General features: G+C 58.6%; 12 protein-coding genes. 5 read left to right on the top strand and 7 right to left on the bottom strand.

The window, feature by feature from the left end; translation table 11 throughout:
- Nucleotides 1-324 precede the first annotated feature (324 nt).
- Entirely contained in the window at nt 325-1,539 is a 1,215-nt protein-coding gene (locus tag VGC62_RS12625) for an MFS transporter (protein ID WP_331187415.1), read from the top strand.
- Nucleotides 1,540-1,724: 185 nt separating this feature from the next.
- Nucleotides 1,725-4,346 carry an autotransporter outer membrane beta-barrel domain-containing protein gene (locus VGC62_RS12620; protein ID WP_414705789.1) on the top strand — a complete coding sequence of 874 codons (2,622 nt, stop codon included), beginning with the start codon at nt 1,725-1,727 and terminating at the stop codon, nt 4,344-4,346.
- 248 nt (nt 4,347-4,594) lie between these two features.
- On the opposite strand, the gene glgB is transcribed toward VGC62_RS12620, so the two are convergent.
- The 3 genes from glgB to VGC62_RS12605 form a co-directional block, all read right to left on the bottom strand.
- Nucleotides 4,595-6,802: a 1,4-alpha-glucan branching protein GlgB gene (glgB, locus tag VGC62_RS12615; RefSeq protein WP_414705790.1), complete on the bottom strand. Its 2,208-nt coding sequence runs from the start codon at nt 6,800-6,802 to the stop codon at nt 4,595-4,597.
- A 62-nt stretch (nt 6,803-6,864) separates the two neighbouring features.
- Nucleotides 6,865-10,185, bottom strand: coding sequence for a maltose alpha-D-glucosyltransferase (treS, locus tag VGC62_RS12610; protein ID WP_331187413.1), 3,321 nt, complete (start codon nt 10,183-10,185; stop codon nt 6,865-6,867).
- Nucleotides 10,186-10,202: 17 nt separating this feature from the next.
- Nucleotides 10,203-12,239: an alpha-1,4-glucan--maltose-1-phosphate maltosyltransferase gene (locus tag VGC62_RS12605; RefSeq protein WP_331187412.1), complete on the bottom strand. Its 2,037-nt coding sequence runs from the start codon at nt 12,237-12,239 to the stop codon at nt 10,203-10,205.
- 472 nt (nt 12,240-12,711) lie between these two features.
- Between VGC62_RS12605 and VGC62_RS12600 the strand changes: the two genes are divergently transcribed.
- The gene (locus tag VGC62_RS12600; protein ID WP_331187411.1) at nt 12,712-12,900 is read left to right on the top strand and encodes a hypothetical protein; all 189 of its coding nucleotides are present in this window, start codon (nt 12,712-12,714) and stop codon (nt 12,898-12,900) included.
- Nucleotides 12,901-13,013: 113 nt separating this feature from the next.
- Here the strand turns inward: VGC62_RS12600 and VGC62_RS12595 are convergent, their stop codons facing one another.
- Nucleotides 13,014-13,535, bottom strand: coding sequence for an MgtC/SapB family protein (locus VGC62_RS12595; RefSeq protein WP_331187410.1), 522 nt, complete (start codon nt 13,533-13,535; stop codon nt 13,014-13,016).
- A gap of 156 nt (nt 13,536-13,691) precedes the next feature.
- Between VGC62_RS12595 and VGC62_RS12590 the strand changes: the two genes are divergently transcribed.
- Nucleotides 13,692-13,940 (top strand): DUF3203 family protein, encoded by a 249-nt coding sequence (locus tag VGC62_RS12590; RefSeq protein ID WP_331187409.1) that lies wholly within the window; start codon nt 13,692-13,694, stop codon nt 13,938-13,940.
- Between the two features lie 155 nt (nt 13,941-14,095).
- Complete coding sequence (gene mapR, locus VGC62_RS12585; protein WP_331187408.1) at nt 14,096-15,532, top strand: GntR family transcriptional regulator MpaR; 1,437 nt, start codon at nt 14,096-14,098, stop codon at nt 15,530-15,532.
- A gap of 130 nt (nt 15,533-15,662) precedes the next feature.
- Here the strand turns inward: mapR and VGC62_RS12580 are convergent, their stop codons facing one another.
- From VGC62_RS12580 to VGC62_RS12570, 3 genes are all read right to left on the bottom strand, one after another.
- Entirely contained in the window at nt 15,663-16,409 is a 747-nt protein-coding gene (locus VGC62_RS12580; RefSeq protein WP_331187407.1) for an SDR family oxidoreductase, read from the bottom strand.
- 197 nt (nt 16,410-16,606) lie between these two features.
- Complete coding sequence (locus VGC62_RS12575) at nt 16,607-18,097, bottom strand: efflux transporter outer membrane subunit (protein ID WP_331187406.1); 1,491 nt, start codon at nt 18,095-18,097, stop codon at nt 16,607-16,609.
- Complete coding sequence (locus VGC62_RS12570; RefSeq protein ID WP_331187405.1) at nt 18,094-21,201, bottom strand: efflux RND transporter permease subunit; 3,108 nt, start codon at nt 21,199-21,201, stop codon at nt 18,094-18,096. The genes VGC62_RS12575 and VGC62_RS12570 overlap by 4 nt, the downstream gene beginning before the upstream one ends.
- Between the last annotated feature and the right edge of the window lie 26 nt (nt 21,202-21,227).

Below are 21,227 nucleotides of genomic sequence, written 5' to 3'. Positions count from 1 at the left end.
AGAGATCCAGAGCAGATGCCACCCACTCAACGGGGATATTTTGAGTGAAGGTACTCAAGTCAGAGAAGTTGAAAAGGTCGCCGAGGTCGAGCAGGTGCTGTTGAACAGACATAAAAAATCCGATGCCAGATATCTGGTATCGGATTTTCTAGGAACCCTGGCGTGAGCTCAAATGCTTAAGTGAACAGCATTATGTCTTTGCGACGGGTTTTTTTATACACCTGTTTACCCCATGTACCCCGTTGAAATCGTTAGGCTGCTTTCTTTTATTGCGTTCACGGGCGATGATGATGGCACTCCCACCGCCTGCCAGCGAAGAGCCTAATGTCTGCCGCCCTGCCACCGCCAATGCCCGCGTCAAACGCCAACACCTTGGCGGTCACTCTGCAAATAGTTTCTATCGTTTTCTATACCTTTATTGCCTTCCTGTGCATCGGCCTGCCAATTGCCGTGATGCCTGGCTACGTCCATAACCAGCTGGGTTTCAGCGCAGTCGTCGCCGGCCTGACCATTGGCGCGCAATACCTGGCCACCCTACTCAGCCGTCCCGTGGCCGGCAGGATCTCGGACAACATCGGCACCAAGCGCGCCATTGTTTATGGCCTTAGCGGGATTGCCCTGAGCGGCGTACTGACTGTCCTGGCCAGCCTACTGGACAGCTTGGCGACGGTGAGTCTGACCATTTTGATCATCTCCCGGTTGTTTTTGGGCGTATCGCAAGGACTGATCGGCGTGGGCACGATCAGTTGGTGCATCGGCCAGGTAGGTCCGGAGCATATGGCCCGTTCGATCTCCTGGAACGGTATCGCCTCCTATGGCGCCATTGCCATCGGCGCTCCGCTGGGCGTCGTCATGGTGGACAGCCTGGGGTTCATTACCCTTGGTGTTGCGCTGACGATCATGGCCTGCGGCGCATTGTTGCTGATTCGCAACAAACCCTCAGTGCCGGTGATCCGTGGTGAACGAATGCCATTTTGGTCAGTGTTCGGACGTGTAGCGCCTTTTGGCCTGAGTCTGACCCTGACCTCAATCGGTTATGGCACGCTTACGACCTTCATTACCCTGTTCTATATCAGTCGCGGCTGGGACGGTGCGGCATGGTGTCTGACGGTATTTGGCATCTGCTTCATCGTCGCACGGCTGCTTTTTATCAATGCCATCAATCGTTTCGGTGGCTTTCGTTCGGCGATCACGTGCATCGCCATCGAAACCGTTGGGCTGCTGTTGCTGTGGGCCTCGCCGAACACGACATTTACCCTGATCGGTGCAGCCTTGACCGGGTTCGGCTTGTCATTGGTGTATCCGGCCATTGGGGTTGAGGCCATCAAGCAGGTCCCCAACAGCAGCCGCGGCGCAGGCTTGAGTGCTTATGCGGTGTTCTTCGATCTGGCGTTGGCTATCGCGGGGCCGCTGATGGGCGCCATCGCGTTGGGCGTGGGGTATGGAGCGATCTTTTTTTTCGCGGCGTTGTTATCGCTCGCAGGTCTTGCGTTGACGGTGTTGTTGTCTCGCCGCACGCAGATCGATACGTGGGTGTGAGGGCACGGCATGCGCGGAGCCTACTGGCGTAAGCACCATCGGTCGGTCAAGACATTGACGTAACCCGGTATGCGTCCTTGACTGAACATTGATCATACTGAAATGACTCAGTATTGCTGGACGGTCACCGGGTAGGTTTTGGATGTTCTTCGCTCTCCCTGACCCCACGCTCAGGGAGAGCGGACATGGACAACGTCCTCCGCAACAAAGGAATGCGTAGCGCCTGCTGGTTCTCGGCATCCATTATTCTTGCAGTGCCTATCGCTTCGCAGGGCGCCTGCAACCTGGTGTCCACGGTGGGCGGCGATACGCAAATCTGTGACAGCGGCAGCAGCGGTCCGCTGACCAACCCCGGCGGTAATAACGTACTCATCTTCCCTGCGGGCGGTACAGGTTCTATCGTTGGCAGCGTGACCTTTGGGGCCGGCAACGATCGTATCGATATGAATTCCGGCAGTATCGTGGGCGACTTCAATCAGGGCGCCGGGACGGATCAGTTCCGCATCACCCAAGGGACCATCACCGGCGACGTCAATCAAAGTTTTGATCCCGACGATTTCTTCATGAGCGGCGGCACGATGCGTTCGCTGACCCAAGGCGATGGTTTTGACACCTTCCTGATGACCGGCGGCACCATCACCAACGCATTTGAAGACGGTGATTCCGCTCGAATGACGGGAGGCACCATCGGCCGGGTAGACATGAAACTCGACGATAATCTTTTCGACATGTCAGGCGGGACCATCGTCAATAACCTCGTCACAGGTTTTGGCAAGGACACCATCATCGTGTCCGGCGGCCTCATCGGCGGCGCGATCAGTGTCAGCGGTGGCAACGACAGCATCACATTCAGCGGTGGCGAGGTACGCGGTGGAGTCCGCGCCAGTTTTGGCGATGACCTGTTCATCTGGCGCGACAACGGCTTTATGCGTGGCAGCGTATTGATGGGCGACGGCAACGACCGTGCAACAGTGGCTAACCTCACGGAGGCCAATCTCTCTTCGAATCCCCTGCTCGATGGCGGGGCGGGGGTCGATACGCTGACGTTCGATGCGACAAGCACCGCAGTCCCCAGCCGCTACATCAATTGGGAATCGGTAAGCCTGAACAACGCTTCCCACCTGGACCTGGCCGGTAATTTTGTGCTGGGTGACAGCGTCAGCGCAACGGGCGTATTGAATGTCGATGCCAGCAGTGTGGTGAGTTCAAGCGCAGGCTCGATTAGCCCCTTTGCCGCAGGCCAGCTTGCGACGCTGAACAACGCGGGCACGCTGGACATGACCACGGGTAGCAGCAGCGCGGTGGACACATTGACCGTGCGCGGCAACTACGTGGGTAACAATGCCCGGTTACTTCTGCAATCAGTATTGGCAGGCGACCAATCGCCGAGCGACAAATTGGTGGTGACGGGTGGCGCACTCGGTGGCACGACGCAAATCGACGTAACCAATCTCGGCGGAACCGGCGCTTTTACCGCACAAAATGGTATTGAGGTGGTGCAAGCCACGGACGGGGCTGTCAGTGATAACGCGGCGTTTTCCCTGAAGGGCTCGCTGTCGGCAGGCGCCTATCAGTACTACCTGTTCAAGGGCGGTGTGGACGCAGGCTCCGAGAACAACTGGTACCTGCGTTCGGCAGTGGTAGCCCCACCAGCCGCTCCAGCTGCGGTACCTCCCACCGAACCTGTTACGCCTACCGCCCCAACTGCCCCAACTGCCCCAACCGAGCCTACTACGCCTGCGGCTCCCGTTCCGCCGACGGCGCCGGTAATTGTTCCTGCCGCCACGGCGCCAGTGGCGGCCATTGGCACGCCGGTCTTGCCGGTTGCAGTCGTGGGTGCTGCGCCTATCACGTTGTATCGTCAGGAAGTGCCCAATTATTCAGTGGTGCCACCCGCCGTCACCGTACTGACCACCACGGTGCTTGGCACCTTTCATGACCGCCAGGGCGATCAAAGCCTGCTCGACGAGACGGGCGTGGTGCCCGCCGCATGGGGACGGATGTTGAGCAACGACTTCAAACAAAGCTGGTCAGGCACTGTCGATCCCAAACTCGACGCCTCAATCAAGGGCTATCAGATCGGCCACGACCTGTACGCACTTCAAACGGCTGGAGGCAGTAATCAGCGTCTGGGCCTGTTTGTCGCACACAGCCGAATGGACGGGCACGTTGAGGGCTTCGCCGAAGGCTTCGACAATCGCAAGACGGGCAAGATCAAACTCGAAGGCGATTCACTGGGTGCGTACTGGACGCTGATCGGACCTTCCGCCGGGTACGTTGATGCAGTGATCATGGGCACGCGGCTGGACGGTTATAGCCGCTCGGATCGCGGCGTGCGCATCGACACCCAAGGCCATGCGCTGAGTCTGTCGCTGGAAGCGGGCTACCCGATCAAGCTATCTCCCAATTGGGTGCTCGAACCGCAGGCGCAGTTCATCCATCAACGGATTCACCTGGATGCCCAGAACGACGGGATAGCCGAGGTGTCTTTTGATTCCGATGCGTACAACACCGCAAGAGTCGGCGCCCGTCTCAAAGGGCGTTATGTTGTGCAAGGCGTGCCATTCGAGCCCTACGCGCGCGCCAACCTGTGGCGCACATTCAATGGCACCGACACCGTAACGTTCGACCACGTGACGCGGGTTGAAAGCGATCATCAATCGACGACCGCAGACCTTGGGGTTGGGTTTATCGCAAAAGTGGGCAAAGGGGTGAGTCTGTATGCCAGCGCCGATTACAGCAGTAACGTCGATGACAACGACCTCAACGGCATCATCGCCAACCTGGGCGTGCGGGTGAGTTGGTAAGCCGCTCTTATTTCACTCCGTAGGAGCCGGGCTTGTCCCGCGACCGGCGGGGAACCCGGCGTAAAACCTGAGCACGCGGTGTGACAGACACACCGCGCAAACTGGCTTTACTGCCGCTGCGCGCCAGGTCGCGGGACAAGCCGCGCTTCTACACTGCGTGTTGGCCATAAAGCCCCTATAAATGAAGGCTCAGGAACGCATGCCCTGTGAGAGCGAGCGTGCTCGAAGGCTTCTGTGAAACGAGTGCATCAGTCCCCACCACCCACCGGCTTAAGAATCAAAACCGCCAGCGGTGGCAGGTTCAGCGACACCGAGACCGGCTGCCCGTGGCTCTTGATGTCGTCGGTATTCACGCCACCACCGTTGCCCATGTTCGATCCTGCGTACAGGCTTGCGTCGCTGTTGAGCAGTTCAGCCCATTTGCCAGTAAAGGGTACGCCAATCCGATAACCCTGACGCGGCACCGGCGTCAGGTTAGCGACCACCAATACAGGCTCGCCCGCCGCACTCCAGCGCAAATACGCATACACGCTGTTGGCGGCGTCATCACCAATCAACCACTGGAAACCCTGCGGCTGGCAGTCCTGCTCGTGCAGAGCCTTTTGCGAGCGATACAGCCGGTTCAAGTCCCTGACCAACGTGTGTACGCCCTTGTGCTCCGCGTACTGCAGGAAGTGCCAATCAAGTTCGGTGTCGTGGTCCCACTCGCGCCATTGCCCGAATTCGCAGCCCATGAACAACAGCTTCTTGCCCGGATGGGTCCACATGAACGCCAGATAAGCCCGCAGGTTGGCAAACTTCTGCCAGCGATCACCAGGCATCTTGTCGATCAACGAGTGCTTGCCATGAACCACTTCGTCATGGGAGATCGGCAGAATAAACCGCTCGGACCATGCGTATATCAAGCCGAAGCTGAGTTCGCCATGATGATGGGCGCGGTGAATCGGGTCCTGTTCGATGTAATGCAACGTGTCGTGCATCCAACCCATGTTCCATTTGTAGTCAAAACCCAAGCCTCCCTGCTGCACAGGTTGCGTGACGCCCGGCCAGGCCGTGGACTCCTCGGCGATGACCAATGCACCCGGTGCTTCGAGCTTAACGACATCGTTCAGATGACGCAGGAAATCGATGGCTTCCAGATTTTCGCGGCCACCGTAACGGTTCGGCACCCATTCGCCGGCTTTACGTGAATAGTCGCGATACAACATGGATGCCACGGCGTCCACGCGCAGGCCGTCAACGTGGAAATGCTTCAGCCAATGCAGCCCCGAGGCAATCATGAAGCCATGCACTTCAGTGCGGCCCAGGTTGTAAATCAGGGTGTCCCAATCCTGGTGAAAACCTTCTTGCGGGTTGCCGTATTCGTACAACGCGGTGCCGTCAAATTGCGCCAGACCGTGGGCGTCGGTCGGGAAGTGCGCCGGCACCCAATCGAGGATCACGCCGATGTCATTCTGGTGACAGGCATTGATAAATTCAGCGAAGTCGTGCGGTGAGCCGTAGCGTGCCGATGGCGCAAACTGTGACAGCAATTGGTAGCCCCACGAGCCGCCAAACGGGTGCTCCATGATCGGCATCAGCTCGATGTGGGTGAAGCCCAGGTCCTTGATATACGGAATGAGTTTGCCGGCCAATTCATGCCAGTTGTAAGGCCGATCAGGCTCGTCTTCACCGCCGTGATGCCACTGCCAGGAGCCCGCGTGAAGTTCGTAGATCGACAGCGGCGCTTTGATATCGTGTTTTTCGCCACGCGACTGCATCCAGTCGTTGTCTTGCCAGTCGAACTGTAACGGCGATGCCACGCGGGACGCAGTGTCCGGTGGCAGGGTTGTCGCCAGCGCCATGGGGTCGGCCTTGAGCGGCAAGATGCCATGCTGACCGAGGATTTCGTATTTGTATGCCTCGCCTGGCGTCAGACGCGGGATGAAAATCTCCCAGACGCCGGAGGGATTACGCTGGCGCATCGGGTGTCGCCGGCCATCCCAACTGTTGAAGTCACCCACCACGGAAACCCGACGCGCATTAGGCGCCCAGACCGAAAAACGTACACCGTCCACGCCTTCGACGTTGACCACTTGCGCCCCCAAGGCGCTGCTCAGGTCGCGGTGGTTCCCCTCGGCAAACAGATACAAATCCATTTCGCCCAACAGCAGGCCGAAGCTGTAAGGATCTTCAGTGATCTGCTCGCCGGTGGCCCAATTGATTTTCAATAGATAGGGTTGACGCGTTGGAAAACGCCCGGCAAAAAAACCGGGCTTGTCGCTCATGCTCAACTCGCCGAGGTCTTCGTGGTTGTCACGCGACAGCACCCGGACGCTCAGCGCGTTGGGCAGGTAAGCACGGATGATTTGTCCGTTCTCGCCATCATCGTGCGGGCCGAGCATGGAGAACGGGTCGCTGTGTTCGGCGCGGATCAACGCGTCCATGTCGACAGCGCTGGGCAACAACGCGTCCATGTCGACAGCGCTGGGCAACAACGCGGGGTTGCCTTTGCCCAATTGGTCAGACGCACTCATTTTCACTCTCCATCAGACAATGTCAGTAACCCACGCAAGCCTTGCAACGGCACGGACAACCAGGTCGGGCGGTTTTCAGCTTCATAGGCCACTTCATAAGCAGTTTTTTCCAAGGTGAATAACGCCAACGCAGCGCCCTCCCCCTTGGCATCTTTCCAGTCATGGGCCATGTCCACCGTGGCTTTGCGATAGCCGTCGATGAACGCGTCACGCGCCTGGCTTAAATAGGTTTGGGCAACACGCCGCCGAGCTGCGCTGGCCTCTGGTGAGTTGTCCGCGCTCTGGGCGTTGCGTACCGCCATTGCCGCAGCGTAGTCGAAAGAACGCAGTACGCCGCTGACGTCTTTGAACGGGCTGAATTTCCCACGACGCTCCTCCAGCGCACGCGCCGGTTCACCCTCGAAATCGATCAGGTACGCATCGCCTTTCACTACCAGCACTTGCCCCAGGTGCAGGTCGCCGTGGACACGCATGCGCAAGCCCCCGACCGATTGCTTCGCAAGGGTTTGCACATGCGCCAGTAGCTGTTTGCGCTTGTTCAGCAACTCACCCACCAGTTGCTGATCTTTGGGCTCCAACGTTGCTCGATGTTGCTCCAGTAAGTGCAAGGCGCGGTCCAATTGCGCGCTGACGCTCTTGGCCAATGCCTGGCTGTCCTTGATGCTGGTGTTCTCGGTCTTGAAGTCGGGGTTGTCGGTGGGCGCACTGAGCACCCCGTGCATTTCGCCCAGGCGTTGCCCCAAAAGGGCTGCGAACGCTTTGAGTTCCAGCAATGCATTGACGTGCTGTTCAATCTCGGAGCGGCCATGGGTCATCTCGTCGCGCACCGCGCGTTCAAGATTGTTTTGTGTCCATTCCCAGGCATCACCCTGATTGCTCAAATAACCTTGGGCAATCATCAGCAGATTGCTCTGACCTTTTGGGTCGAGCCGTACCACCGCACCGAGCAAAGGCGAGATGTGTCTATAACCAGCTTTGGTCAGATAGGCGCCCATTTCCAGTTCAGGATGAATGCCGGATGCAACCCGGCGGATCATTTTCAGCACCAACGATCCACCGACCACCACCGAACTGTTGGACTGTTCGGCAGACAGGTAACGCACTTCGGATTCGCTGTTGAGCCCTAGCGGCGCGAGTTGCGTGGTCTGCTCGAAGCGCAATTCACCGTCGCTGCAAGGCAGCACCGTTTCGTCATGCATCCCCTGAATCACCGCCCGGATGAATGTCTCCAGCGTAAATGCATCGGTGATAAACCCAACCTGGCGGCCCCGGCGTACGCGGGCCAGCGCCAATTGCTGTGGCAGCGCGGTGCTGATGTCATCCTCTGCCAGCAACCCGAAAGGCAACTGATAACGAACCGTCTCCCCCCCCGAGGTGACCTCGATTTCGCTGAGCAGCACAGGCCGCACTGCGTCGCCAAAACGAACGGCATACGCGATATGAACCTGATCGATGGCCGACCCCTTGCCAGCGAACCAGCGGCGCTTGGGCAGATAAACCGCCAACGACGCTCGCTCCATGGTATTGCGCAGCGGCTGGTCGAGCAGTTCTTCCAGGCGTTTCTTGAGCACCAGCGTCGGGAAGTCCGGCAGACTTTGCGCAGGTTCCACGTGCCAACTGGGCATCTGATTCTCGGTGGCCAGCAAGAACCAATAGAAGCCGTATGGCGCCAGCGTCAACAGGTAGGTCAACTGGCCAATCGGCGGAAACGCGCTGCCGCCGAGCATCTCGACCGGCACAGTACCCACGTAGAGCGACAGGTCCAGCTCAGCGGCTTGAGAAGCTCTCGACACGTTGGCTACGCACAGGATGATTTCAGTCTTGCCGTCTGGCCCGGTGTATTCGCGGGTATACGCCAGGATGCGGCGGTTGCTCGGCGAGAGCATTTTCAGTGTGCCCCGGCCGAACGCCTTCTGCTGTTTACGCACAGCCAGCATGCGCCGCGTCCAATTGAGCAATGAATGCGGGTCACGGTCCTGGGTTTCAACGTTGATCGACTGAAAACCATACAGCGGGTCCATGATCGGCGGCAGCACCAGGCTCGCCGGGTCCGCGCGCGAGAACCCGCCGTTGCGGTCTATCGACCACTGCATGGGCGTGCGCACGCCGTCACGGTCGCCCAGGTAAATGTTGTCGCCCATGCCGATTTCGTCGCCGTAATACAGGGTTGGTGTGCCCGGCATAGACAGCAACATGCTGTTGAGCAGCTCGACTCGACGACGATCGCGCTCAAGTAGCGGCGCGAGGCGGCGGCGGATGCCGAGGTTGATCCTGGCCCGGCGGTCGGCGGCATAGTAGTTCCACAGATAGTCACGCTCACGGTCGGTGACCATTTCAAGGGTCAGCTCATCGTGGTTGCGCAGGAAAATCGCCCATTGGCAGTTTTCCGGAATTTCCGGTGTCTGGCGCAGAATGTCAGTGATCGGAAACCGGTCTTCCTGTGCCACTGCCATGTACATGCGCGGCATCAGCGGGAAGTGGAACGCCATGTGGCATTCGTCGCCGTCTTTGCCTTTCTTGTCGCCAAAGTACAGCTGAGTGTCTTCCGGCCATTGGTTAGCCTCCGCCAACAACATGCGGTCGGGATAATTGGCGTCGATTTCAGCACGAATCTGTTTAAGAACAGCGTGAGTTTCTGGCAGGTTTTCGTTATTGGTGCCGTCCCGTTCGATGAGGTACGGGATTGCATCCAGTCGCAAGCCGTCAATGCCCATGTCCAGCCAGTAGCGCATGACATCGAGCACCGCTTTCATGACCTGGGGGTTGTCGAAGTTCAGGTCCGGTTGGTGAGAATAGAAGCGGTGCCAGAAGTACTGCCCCGCGACCGGGTCCCAGGTCCAGTTGGATTTTTCGGTGTCGAGAAAAATGATCCGCGTGCCATCGTACTTCTGGTCACTGTCGGACCAGACATAGAAATCCCGTGCCCTGGAGCCCTTCTTGGCCGCGCGAGCCTTCTGAAACCACGGGTGTTGATCGGAGGTGTGATTGATCACCAGTTCGGTGATCACCCGCAGCCCGCGCTTGTGCGCCTCGGCGATGAACTTCCTGGCATCGGCCAGGGTGCCGTAGTCGCTGTGTACACCGTGGTAATCGGCGATGTCATAGCCGTCATCGCGACGCGGCGATGGGTAGAATGGCAGCAGCCAAATGGTGTTGACGCCAAGCTTGGCGATGTAATCAAGTTTGGCAATCAGCCCTGGAAAATCCCCGATCCCGTCGTTGTTAGAATCGAAATAGGATTTGACGTGTACCTGGTAAATCACCGCGTCCTTGTACCAAAGCGGATCGTTGATGAAGGCGGCACTGCGAGGCTTTTTCGCCATTGTGACATCCCTTTTAATTATTGATTTGCGGCCTGGAAGCGCCAGATCCCAAAGGGCTGATAGGACGGGTCGATGCGCATGAACTGCGTTTTGCCGTACCAGTTCCAGATATGCCCGGTCATCAAATCCTCGCCTTGGGTGACCGCATCATCAGGCAGCCCGAGTTCCCACAACGGAAGTTCAAAATGTGCCTCTTGCGCGTTGAAAGGGTCGAGACTAACGGCCACCAGTACGAAGTTACTGCCATCGACGCTGCGCTTACCGAAATACAGAATGTTGTCGTTCCAGGCGTTATACAGCTTCAAACCAAGATGCGTCTGCAACGCCGGGTTTTGCCGGCGAATGCGATTGAGCTGGGCGATCTCGGCGATAATGTTGCCCGGCGCAGTAAAGTCCCTGGGGCGAATTTCATATTTCTCGGAGTCCAGGTATTCCTCTTTGCCTGGCACCTGTGCCGATTCACACAACTCAAAACCTGAATACATGCCCCACAAGCCGGAACCCATGGTCGCCAACGCCGCACGAATCAAAAAGCCAGGGCGGCCCGAGGTGTGTAGAAAGGGTGGGTTGATGTCCGGCGTATTGACGAAGAAATTCGGACGATAGCAATCGCGCCAAGGCACCTCGTTGAGCTGCGTCAAGTATTCGGCCAGTTCGGCCTTGGTGTTGCGCCAGGTGAAATAGGTGTAACTCTGCGAGTAGCCGACCTTGCCCAAGCGCGCCATCATCGCCGGTTTGGTAAAGGCCTCGGCCAGAAACATCACATCCGGGTGTTGGCTGCGAATGTCGGCGATCATCCATTGCCAGAAAGGCAGCGGCTTGGTGTGCGGGTTATCGACACGGAAAACCTTCACGCCCTCCTCGACCCAGCCCAATACCACATCGCGCAACTCCAGCCATAGGCTCGGAATGGCATCCGGCGCATAAAAGTCGACGTTGACGATGTCCTGGTATTTTTTTGGTGGATTTTCCGCGTAACGGATCGTGCCATCCGGCCGCCACGAAAACCAACCCGGATGCTCTTTGAGCCACGGATGATCCTGGGAACATTGAATGGCAAAATCCAAAGCGATTTCCAGGCCGTGCTCGGCAGCAGCGGCGACCAGATTGCGGAAATCCTCACGCGTGCCGAGCTGCGGATGAATCGCCTCATGGCCACCCTCGGCACCGCCAATTGCGTAGGGGCTGCCAGGGTCATCAGCCCCCGCCTCAAGGGCATTGTTAGGCCCCTTGCGATGAGCGCGGCCAATCGGATGAATCGGAGGGAAATACAACACGTCGAAGCCCATGTCGCGGATCATCGGCAAACGGCCATGCACATCGTTAAAGGTGCCATGACGTGTCTTGTCGTCAGTGATCGAGCGCGGGAACAGCTCATACCAACTGGCGAATTGCGCCAGCTCACGCTCGACGTCCAGCGGGAACTCAATGCTGCGGCTCAAATAGGCATGATTATCCGCCTGAGCCATCGCTGCTGCCGTTTCGCTGTGCAGCAGCAAAGCGACTTGAGCTTCCTCCTCGGAGTTTTCCAGAAACTGTTTCAGCACGGCCTCGATCTGCCCGCGCACTTGATCGTGACTGCGCCCGATGGCCTGCACCAGATGCAAGCGCCCTTCTTCCAGCTCCAGGCTGATCGAGACCCCCGCCGAGTACTTTTTCTCCAGCTCGTATCGATAGCTGGCGAATTGATCGATCCAGGCTTCCAGGCGGAATACGTAACGCGTCACGCGGGTCGGGGTGAACTCACCGACCCAACTGTCGTTGACCCGTTCGCGCAAGGGCGTGGTGTGCCAACCTTCTTCATCAATTGCGCGCCAGCAGACACGCACGGCCATTTTGTCGTGACCATCGGCGTAGACCTTACTGGTCACGGAAACCGGCTGGCCAATAATGGCTTTGGCCGCAAACTGACCGCCGTCGATGACCGGCGTGGTGTCTTCAATGACAATCCTCGGTAGCTGCAACGCTTGGGTCAGCGGCAGCGGTCGAGTTGGATGGGGGCTATCGGTGGCCAGAGAATCCGGACCGTACGGCTGATCAGCAGTCACATTCATCGAGCATCACTCCTCACGCCCTCAGGGACGCTCTTTGTGCGAGTCCATTTAAAATGTCCGTTAAACACATCATTGGGCGCGTGCCAGGTCGACCACACCCCGACATCGCCGCCGCATAGGTTCCGAACGGTTCGGACCTAAAAAAGTTCAACCCAATCGGTCCCGTGGCTATCGTCGCTATCGGCAACATAATCAGGTCAGGATGGCACGTTGACAGCCGTATTGTCTGGCGTCGTGTGTCCGCGTCTCAAACGCGCCCCGCAGGCGCCTAAAACTGATTAATCCAGAGCTTAATAGGGAGTTCGAAGCTGTGCTCGCCGCTCGCTGATAAGCGTGGGGTCAACCTATGTAAATAAAGCCAACCGTTAACTGCGCAACGGCTCACTAAAGTGCCCCCCGCCCAAAAAAACGTCCGGAATTATGGGCTGCTATTGGAGTCAGAGTCGTTGTACTGATTCAGGAGGGTGACGAAATGAACATTCCCATTCCCGCAGAAACGCCCGATCCCAATATCGATGACCCACAACTGCCTGTGCCAAAACCTCAGGAACTGCCGCCTGACACTGTGCCGCCAGTGATTGAGCCGCCAGTAGGCGACCCTCCATCGAAGGAGCCGCCCGCGATTCTTGGGGATGCATTTGCTGAAAATGATTTTATGTAGCTCTCGTGTTTGCCGTGCGACAGCGCGGGGTCTGGACGACAAAGCGGTTGCGGTAGGGGAACGAGGCTTGCCCGGATCTTCTGGGCCAGCCCTGCACTTGTTCCGCCACACGATCACGGCTGATGCGATCCGCCGTCTCGCTCCGACGGCGGATCAAAGCGATTAACGATCATCGGCATCAGGCTGAAAATACCCAACGCCAGAATCGTACTCAGTACCGCCGTTGCTTCCCGGCCCATGCCTGCGGCGATGCCTATAGCTGCCGTCATCCACAGCCCTGCTGCGGTGGTCAGGCCCTTGACCTTCGATACATTGATTTCATTACCCTTGAGAATCGTGCCGGCGCCAAGAAAGCCGATGCCGGCCACGATACCTTGCACCACGCGACTGAGGGCTGCGTCATCGGCGCCAGCCATGCGCGGCACCAAGACGAATAACGCCGCCCCCATCGCTACCAGCATGTGCGTTCGCACTCCGGCAGCCTTGCCCTTGTGTTCGCGCTCGAAGCCAAGAATCCCACCGAGAATCGCCACAATGAGCAGCCGCACGGTGACGCGCGTCAGCTGTGAGGGGTCAGCAATGTCGGAAAACTCTGCGTGAAGTGTGTCGACAACTTCCTGCCACCAACTGTTCATGTCTTTCCCTTTTTGCACAGGCGTAAGGGATGGACAGCAGCCTAGGGTCAGAGTGCAGAGGGGCAATTGCTGGCTACGGCTACCTGCGGTCAGACAATGAAGAACATTGCCGACCAAGCGCAGTCATAAACCGTATAGCCCGCAAGGAGAACGACCATGCCACTGGAATTCGACAGCACTCACCAATACTGCAGCGCCGTTATCGACGATATTGAATGCCGCAGCGCGGTGACCGATGTGGAAATCACTACCAACGACACAACGCACATGTCCGAGGCCAACATCGGCGGACACAAGGTGCCCATTACCGAAGCCGAAGCGGATGCCCTGACCGTGTATAAAGCCAAGGACCTGCGCCACCACACGATTGGCGTCGAACCGGGAGAAGATTCCCCGGTGATTTGATCACATCGGCTTTTGCCAAGCCCTGCGGGTAGAACGCAAAGAACATGTTCATCTGATCTGCTTTTTATAGAGCCATGTGACGCTGTTCCGAATACAGTTTTACGCTCATAGTCTGCGCTGACGGCTCCCCTCTACCCGCACGCCAGCGAGACACCATGAAGCGTTATGAAAAGTTTGCCGAAGACATCGCCGAACTGATCCGCAGCGGCGTGCTCGCTGCCGGGCAGCGCGTACCCTCGGTACGTTATGCCAGTCAAACCCACGGCATCAGCCCTTCTACCGTTTTCCAGGCGTATTACTTGTTGGAACGACGGGGCCTGATCCGAGCCAGGCCACGGTCCGGTTATTTTGTAAATGACAACTTCGTCGGGCCAAGCTTGTCAGCGCCTGAGTTGGAAGCTGTTCCCGCGGCAGAACAGGTTCGTGAAACCACCGAAGTGGATGTCAGCGAGTTGGTGTTCTCGGTCCTGGACTCCATCAAGGATCCTCATACTGTTCCGTTTGGCTCGGCGTTCCCCAGCCCTGCGTTATTTCCACTGCAACGGCTGGCACGCTCTCTGTCCAGCGCAACCCGTGACATGGACCCACGGGTCACCGTGACTGATCTGTCGCCGGGCAATCCCGTGCTGCGTCGGCAAATAGCGTTGCGCTATATGGTGGGAGGCCTGATGCTGCCAATGGAAGAGTTGCTGATCACCAATGGCGCGCTGGAAGCCTTGAATCTTTGCCTGCAGGCCGTCACTCAGCCCGCAGACCTGGTGGCGATAGAATCCCCCGCATTTTACGCCTGTTTGCAGGTGCTGGAGCGGCTGAAACTCAAGGCCGTGGAGATCCCCGTCCATCCGCAAAATGGCATCGACCTGGACGTGCTTGAACTCGCGCTGGAACGTCACCCGATCAAAGCCTGCTGGAGCATGACCAGCTTTCAAAACCCCACCGGCGCTCAGGTGCCCGAAGAGCGCAAGCGTGCGTTGGTCGAGTTGCTGCGCACGCATCAAGTGCCACTGATTGAGGACGATGTCTATGGCGAACTGTATTACGGCCAGCACGCGCCCAAGCCTGCCAAGGCCTTCGACACTGAAGGATTAGTGATGCATTGCGGTTCGTTCGCCAAGAGCCTGGCCCCCGGATATCGAATCGGTTGGGTGGCGGCGGGTCGGTTTGCGCAGAAAGTCGAACGCCTCAAACTGATGACGTCGCTGTGTGCTTCGATGCCCGCCCAGGCGGCGATTGCCGATTATCTGCAACACGGCGGCTATGATCGGCATCTGCGTAAATTGCGCAATACGCTCGAAGATCAATTGCGGGCGATGCTCGGTGCGGTAACGCGTTACTTCCCCGCCCAGACCCGCGTCAGTCCGCCTTCGGGGGGATATTTCCTGTGGTTGGAACTGCCCGAGCAAGTGGATGCTCTGAAGGTGTTTCATGCGGCGCTGGCTCAGGGCATCAGCATCGCACCGGGCCCGATATTTTCACCGACACGGCGATTTCGCAATTGCATCCGCCTGAACTACGGCACCCCGTGGACTGACACCTCGGAAACAGCCATGCAGACCCTGGGCAAAATTATTCGGTCGTTGATGGGTCATTGAGCCTGACACCCCGTTGGAGCGAGGCTTGCCCGCGAAAAGGCCAGCACATTCAGTAGATTTCCGAATGTGAGCGGCCACCTTCGCGGGCAAGCCTCGCCAACAGGGAAGATGTTGCTGTTGTAGCTCAGCGTCAACGTCCACCGCCCAAATCAATAAACGTCCCGGTCGAATACGATGCTTTGTCCGACAGCAACCATAGAATGGCCTCGGCCACTTCGTCCGCCAGGCCACCACGGCCCATGGGAATAGTGGGCTCAAGTTTGCTGACCCGGTGTGGGTCGCCGCTCAGGGCGTGAAACTCAGTGAAAATATAACCGGGGCGCACCGCGTTGACGCGTACGCCCTCGCCCGCCACTTCCTTTGCCAGGCCGATGGTAAAGGTGTCCAACGCGCCCTTGGACGCTGCGTAATCCACGTACTCGCCAGGCGAGCCCAGTCGCGCCGCCACCGATGACACATTGACGATGCTGCCGCCGTGCCCACCATGACGGGGCAACATTCGCAGCAGCGCATGTTTACTGCACAGCATCGGCCCGACTACGTTACTCATCATCATTTTGAGCAGGCGAAATTCCGACATCGACTCAACGCGCGATGCATGAGCCACGGTTCCAGCATTGTTGACCAGGGCGGTCAGCCGACCCAACTCAGTATCGATACGACCAAACAGGTGAATGATTTCGTCTTCGTTGCTGACATCGGCCTGTACAGCGATGGCGTGGCCGCCTGCTTCGCGAATCTGCCCGCACACCTGCTCCGCCGCCGCGTGGTTTGTTAAATAATTGATGCAAACGCGATAACCCTGCGCTGCCGCCAACAAGGCCGTGGCGGCGCCTATGCCACGCGACCCGCCAGTGATGAGTAGATTTTTGTCCATGGAGTGCTTTTCCGAATCGATGCCCAATGCTTTAGGGGTACACAGCGACAAATGTCAGACGGTGGTTTGGACCGGACACCGTTACGCTGCACTAATATCCGCTATGAAGCGCTTGGCTGGCAATGGATGCCCCAGGGTCTGTTGCCATTTCGTTGTGAGCGACAACGAAATGGCAACAGCATCGGCTGAGTTTTGCTCTATCGTTCGGTCAGCGTGGGGTCTGGATCATTCAGGCCACTTTGCGCGTTCCACCCCCCGCCTAACGCCGCAATCAGCTGGACACTGGCAATCAGGCGGCTTTGCAGCAGGGTCAGCACACTTCGCTCGTTGCTCAACGCCGTGGTTTGCACGTTGACCACATCCAGATAACCAATTAACCCGGCCTTGTACTGATTGCTGGTCAGACGCAGCGACTCGCGGGCGGCCGCCAACGCTTCGGCGCGCACCCCTGCCTCCTGCTCGTAGACCTTGAGCTGGACCATGTAGTCCTCAACTTCGCGAAAGCCGTCGAGTACGGTCTGGCGATACTGAGCCACGGTTTGATCGTAGACGGCCTCGGTGCGGTCGACTTCTGCCCCGCGCTGTCCGCCGTCGAACAGGGTCATTGCCAACTGCGGCCCCACTGACCAAAAACGGTTCGGCAGGCTGATCCAGTTAGTGAACGTGCTGCTGCTGTAACCGCCGTTCATGCTCAGGGTGAAATCCGGGTAATAGGCCGCTTTCGCGACGCCGATGTTGGCATTGGCCGCCATCACCGAACGCTCGGCAGCGGCGATGTCCGGGCGGCGCTCCAGCAATTGCGACGGCAGTTGCACCGGAATCGGCGGCAGGATCGGAATATCTTTGCTTGTCTGCAAGCTGAAATCGGCAGGTGCCTGCCCCATCAACACAGCGATTGCGTTTTCGAATTGTGCGCGTTGCCAAGCCAGATCAATCAGATCTGCCTGCGTACTCTTAAGCTGGGTTTGTGCCTGCGCTACTGCATCGCGTCCAGAGACCCCTGCGCGATACTGATTTTGCGTCAGGTCCAGCGAGCGCTGATAGGCCACAACCGTTGCTTCGAGCAGGCGTTTTTGCTCGTCAATCACCCGCAATTGCAGGTAGTTCTGCACCAGTTCCGATTGCAGGCTCAGTCGCATCGACGCCAGATCGGCAAGGCTGGCCTGTGCGCTGGCCGTATCAGCCTCCAGACCACGGCGCAACTTGCCCCAAATATCGGCCTCCCAACTGACGCCCAACTGAGCCGAATAGGTATCACGAATCCCGCTACTTGAACTGCTCAAGCTCGAACTGCTGCTGCCGGTGCCCTGGCTGGATCGGTTTTTGCTCGTAGTCAGGTCCAGCGTCGGGAAAAACGCGCCACGCGCGCTGCGCACCAACGCCTGTGCCTGGCGGTACTGCGCTTCGTACTGGGCGACGGTTTGGTTCGAGCTGTTGAGCTTGACCACCAGCGCGTTTAGCTGCGGGTCATCGTAGATTTCCCACCACGCACCCCGGGTAATGGCATCGCTGGGATTGGCCTGAGTCCAGCCCTGAGCTTGTTTGAACTGCGCAGGCGCATCCATTTTTGGCGTGTGATAGTCCGGACCGACAGCACAGCCGCCCATTAGTAGAGCGCATATGCCGATGCCCAAGCGTCGTTTGAGGGGGAGCCGCTGTTCCAGGGAATAATGCAAGCGATCGGTCATAGCGGAGTTTCCAGGGCAGCATCGGTCCGCACGCCACGCCATGTGTTGACGCGACGACGCAGACGGTCGAGATAAAGGTAAACGACAGGCGTGGTGTACAGCGTAAGCATCTGGCTGAGAATCAGCCCACCGATGATGGTCAATCCCAGGGGGCGACGCATCTCCGCACCTTCTGCACTGCTCAGCAACAACGGGACAGCGCCCAGAATGGCCGCCAGAGTGGTCATCAAAATCGGTCGCAAACGCTGCAAACAGGCGTGACGGATCGAGTCCAGGGGAGTCATGCCCCCTTCACGCTCAAGTTGCAGGGCCAGATCGATCATCAGGATGGCATTCTTCTTCACCACGCCGATCAGCAGGAAAATCCCAAGCAGCGAGATCAGGCTGAACTGCCCGCCCGTCAGGTAGATGCTGAGCAACGCACCGACGCCCGCCGACGGCAGGGTCGAGAGAATGGTCAGCGGGTGGACGTAGCTTTCATACAGAATCCCCAGCACCAGATACACCGCCACCAGCGCACCTAGAATCATCCACGGCTGGCTCTTTTGCGTGGCAGCGAAGGCATCGGCGGTACCCGCCATTTTGGCGATGATTTCTTCCGGCAAGCCCACCGCCGCAATCGCCCGCTCAATGGCGACCGTGGCCTGATCCAGCGACACGCCTTCAGCCAGGTCGAACGATAGGTTGTCGGAGGCGAACTGGCCGTCATGCGCCACACGGTCAGCTTCCAGGCTGCGCTCGTAATGGGCAAAGGTCGACAGCGGTACCCGCGCACCGTCGGCGGTGATCACCTGCACCTGCTCCAGCGTAACCGGGTCCTGGGCATATTTGGGATTGACCTCCATCACCACCTGATACTGGTTCAGTGGATCGTAGATGGTTGAAACCTGACGCTGGCTGTACGCGTTATTGAGCATGGTGGTGACCATGTTCATGTCGATGCCCAGACGCTTGGCGGCGTCGCGGTCGACCTTCAGGGTCACTTGTTGGGTACCGCCGCCGTCATTGGCATCGATGGCGGTCAACTCCTTGAGCGATTTAAGGGCTGCGACCACTTTCGGGTACCACAAGCGCAGGCTATCCAGATCGCCGCTTTGCAGGATGTACTGATACTGCGAGGTGGTCTGCTCGCGACCGCCGCCCAGTTGCAAGTCCTGGTCGGGGGCCAGAAAAAGCCGCCCGCCCGGCACCTTCGGCATTTCCTTGCGCAGGCGCTCCACCACGGCCTCGGCGCCGATGCCGCGCTCCTTGATCGGCTTGAGGCGCACGATGATGAATGCGTTGCCCGTTCCGCCGTTGCCCCCGATAAAACCTGCAACGCTTTCCACTGCGGGGTCTTTGAGGATCGCTGTGCGGTAGATGTCCATCTTCGGCTGCATGATCGAAAACGACAGACCGTCGTCGCCACGCACAAAGCCCATCAGTTGACCTGTGTCCTGTTGCGGCAGAAAAGTCTTGGGCACCACGATATACAGCGCGATGTTGACACCGACGGTAACCAGCAGCGTCAGCAGGGTCAGGCGTCGATGCCGCAGCACCCAGCCCAGGCTGCGGTCATAACCTGCGACCATGCGGTCGTTGATGCGCTGGCTCCAGCGCTGCAAACGGTTTTCCTGCCCCGGCACGTGCGGCTTGAGCCAGCGCGCACAGAGCATCGGTGTCAGCGTCAGGGACACAATCAGCGACACCACAATTGACGCCGACAAGGTGATCGAGAACTCGCGGAACAGGCTTTCCACCAGGCCGCCCATGAACAGGATCGAAATGAACACCACCACCAGCGACACGTTCATTGACAGCAAGGTGAAGCCGACTTCCTTGGTGCCCAGAAAGGCGGCCTGCATCGGCGGTACGCCTTGATCGATGTGCCGTGAAATGTTCTCCAGCACCACAATGGCGTCATCGACCACAAGCCCCGTGGCCAGAATCAGCGCCATCAGAGACAGGTTGTTCAGGGAGAATCCGCACAGGTACATGATCGCGAAGGTGCCGACCAGCGACACCGGTACGGCAAGGGTCGGGATCAGCGATGCGCGGAAGTTACCGAGAAAGGCAAACACCACCAAAATCACCAGTACCACGGCGATCAGCAGGGTCATTTCCGCCTCGTGCAGCGTAGCCTTGATCACCGGCGAACGGTCCATGGCCAGATCCAGTTTTACGCTCGCCGGTAACACGGCTTGCAAGGCTGGGAGCTGCGCCTTGATGCTGGCCACGGTCTCGATGATGTTGGCGCCAGCCTGACGGTTGATCACCAGCAACACGGCAGCATTTTCATTGAAGAAGCCGCTGTTGTAGCGGTCTTCGACCGAATCCTTGACCTTGGCCACGTCCTTGAGGCGTAGCGCTGCACCGTTCTGGTAGCGAATGATCAGCGGCTCGTAATCCTTGGCCTTTTCCAGCTGGTCGTTGGCCTGCACCTGCCAGTTATGCTCGGCATCCTCCACTGACCCCTTGGGCCTGCGAACGTTGGAGCCCGTGATCGTGGTGCGGACTTCGTCCAGCGAGACGCCGTATTGGTCGAGCATTTTCGGTTCCAGCTCGACCCGCACGGCAGGCAAGGAGCTACCGCCAATCTGCACTTCGCCGACGCCGTTCACCTGGGACAGGCTTTGCGACAGGATGGTCGAGGCCAGGTCGTACAGTTCGCCTTTTTCCAACACATCGGAGGTCAGCGACAGGACCATGATCGGCGCCTGTGACGGATTGACCTTCTTGTAGGTCGGCATGCTGCGCATACCGCTGGGCAACAGGCTGCGCGAAGCGTTGATTGCGGCCTGCACTTCCCTGGCAGCGCCGTTGATATCGCGGTTCAAGTCGAACTGCAGGATGACCCGTGTGCTGCCCTGACTGGACCGGCTGCTCATGGTGTTGACCCCGGCAATCGCGCCGAGCGAACGTTCCAGCGGCGTCGCCACGCTGGAGGCCATGATTTCCGGGCTGGCACCGGGCAGCGACGCCGACACCACGATGACCGGGAAGTCCATGTTCGGCAGCGGCGCCACCGGCAGCAGACCAAAGCTCATACCGCCCAGCAGCATGATTGCCAGGCTCAGGAGCATGGTCGCCACGGGTCTACGTATGAACGGAGCGGACAGATTCATGGGCGACAGCCCCGAGCATCAAGCTG

The organism is Pseudomonas sp. (assembly GCF_036404235.1).
GTDB lineage: Bacteria > Pseudomonadota > Gammaproteobacteria > Pseudomonadales > Pseudomonadaceae > Aquipseudomonas.
Note: the sequence above shows the minus strand (reverse complement) of the source record. Positions and strands in the feature narration are given on the sequence as shown.

Bases quoted from the DNA above. Each gene is read 5' to 3' on its own strand.
- VGC62_RS12625 (WP_331187415.1), top strand. From the start codon at position 325: ATGTCTGCCGCCCTGCCACCGCCAATGCCCGCGTCAAACGCCAACACC.
- VGC62_RS12620 (WP_414705789.1), top strand. From the start codon at position 1,725: ATGGACAACGTCCTCCGCAACAAAGGAATGCGTAGCGCCTGCTGGTTC.
- glgB (WP_414705790.1), bottom strand. From the start codon at position 6,802: ATGGACGCGTTGTTGCCCAGCGCTGTCGACATGGACGCGTTGATCCGC.
- treS (WP_331187413.1), bottom strand. From the start codon at position 10,185: ATGGCGAAAAAGCCTCGCAGTGCCGCCTTCATCAACGATCCGCTTTGG.
- VGC62_RS12605 (WP_331187412.1), bottom strand. From the start codon at position 12,239: ATGAATGTGACTGCTGATCAGCCGTACGGTCCGGATTCTCTGGCCACC.
- VGC62_RS12600 (WP_331187411.1), top strand. From the start codon at position 12,712: ATGAACATTCCCATTCCCGCAGAAACGCCCGATCCCAATATCGATGAC.
- VGC62_RS12595 (WP_331187410.1), bottom strand. From the start codon at position 13,535: ATGAACAGTTGGTGGCAGGAAGTTGTCGACACACTTCACGCAGAGTTT.
- VGC62_RS12590 (WP_331187409.1), top strand. From the start codon at position 13,692: ATGCCACTGGAATTCGACAGCACTCACCAATACTGCAGCGCCGTTATC.
- mapR (WP_331187408.1), top strand. From the start codon at position 14,096: ATGAAGCGTTATGAAAAGTTTGCCGAAGACATCGCCGAACTGATCCGC.
- VGC62_RS12580 (WP_331187407.1), bottom strand. From the start codon at position 16,409: ATGGACAAAAATCTACTCATCACTGGCGGGTCGCGTGGCATAGGCGCC.
- VGC62_RS12575 (WP_331187406.1), bottom strand. From the start codon at position 18,097: ATGACCGATCGCTTGCATTATTCCCTGGAACAGCGGCTCCCCCTCAAA.
- VGC62_RS12570 (WP_331187405.1), bottom strand. From the start codon at position 21,201: ATGAATCTGTCCGCTCCGTTCATACGTAGACCCGTGGCGACCATGCTC.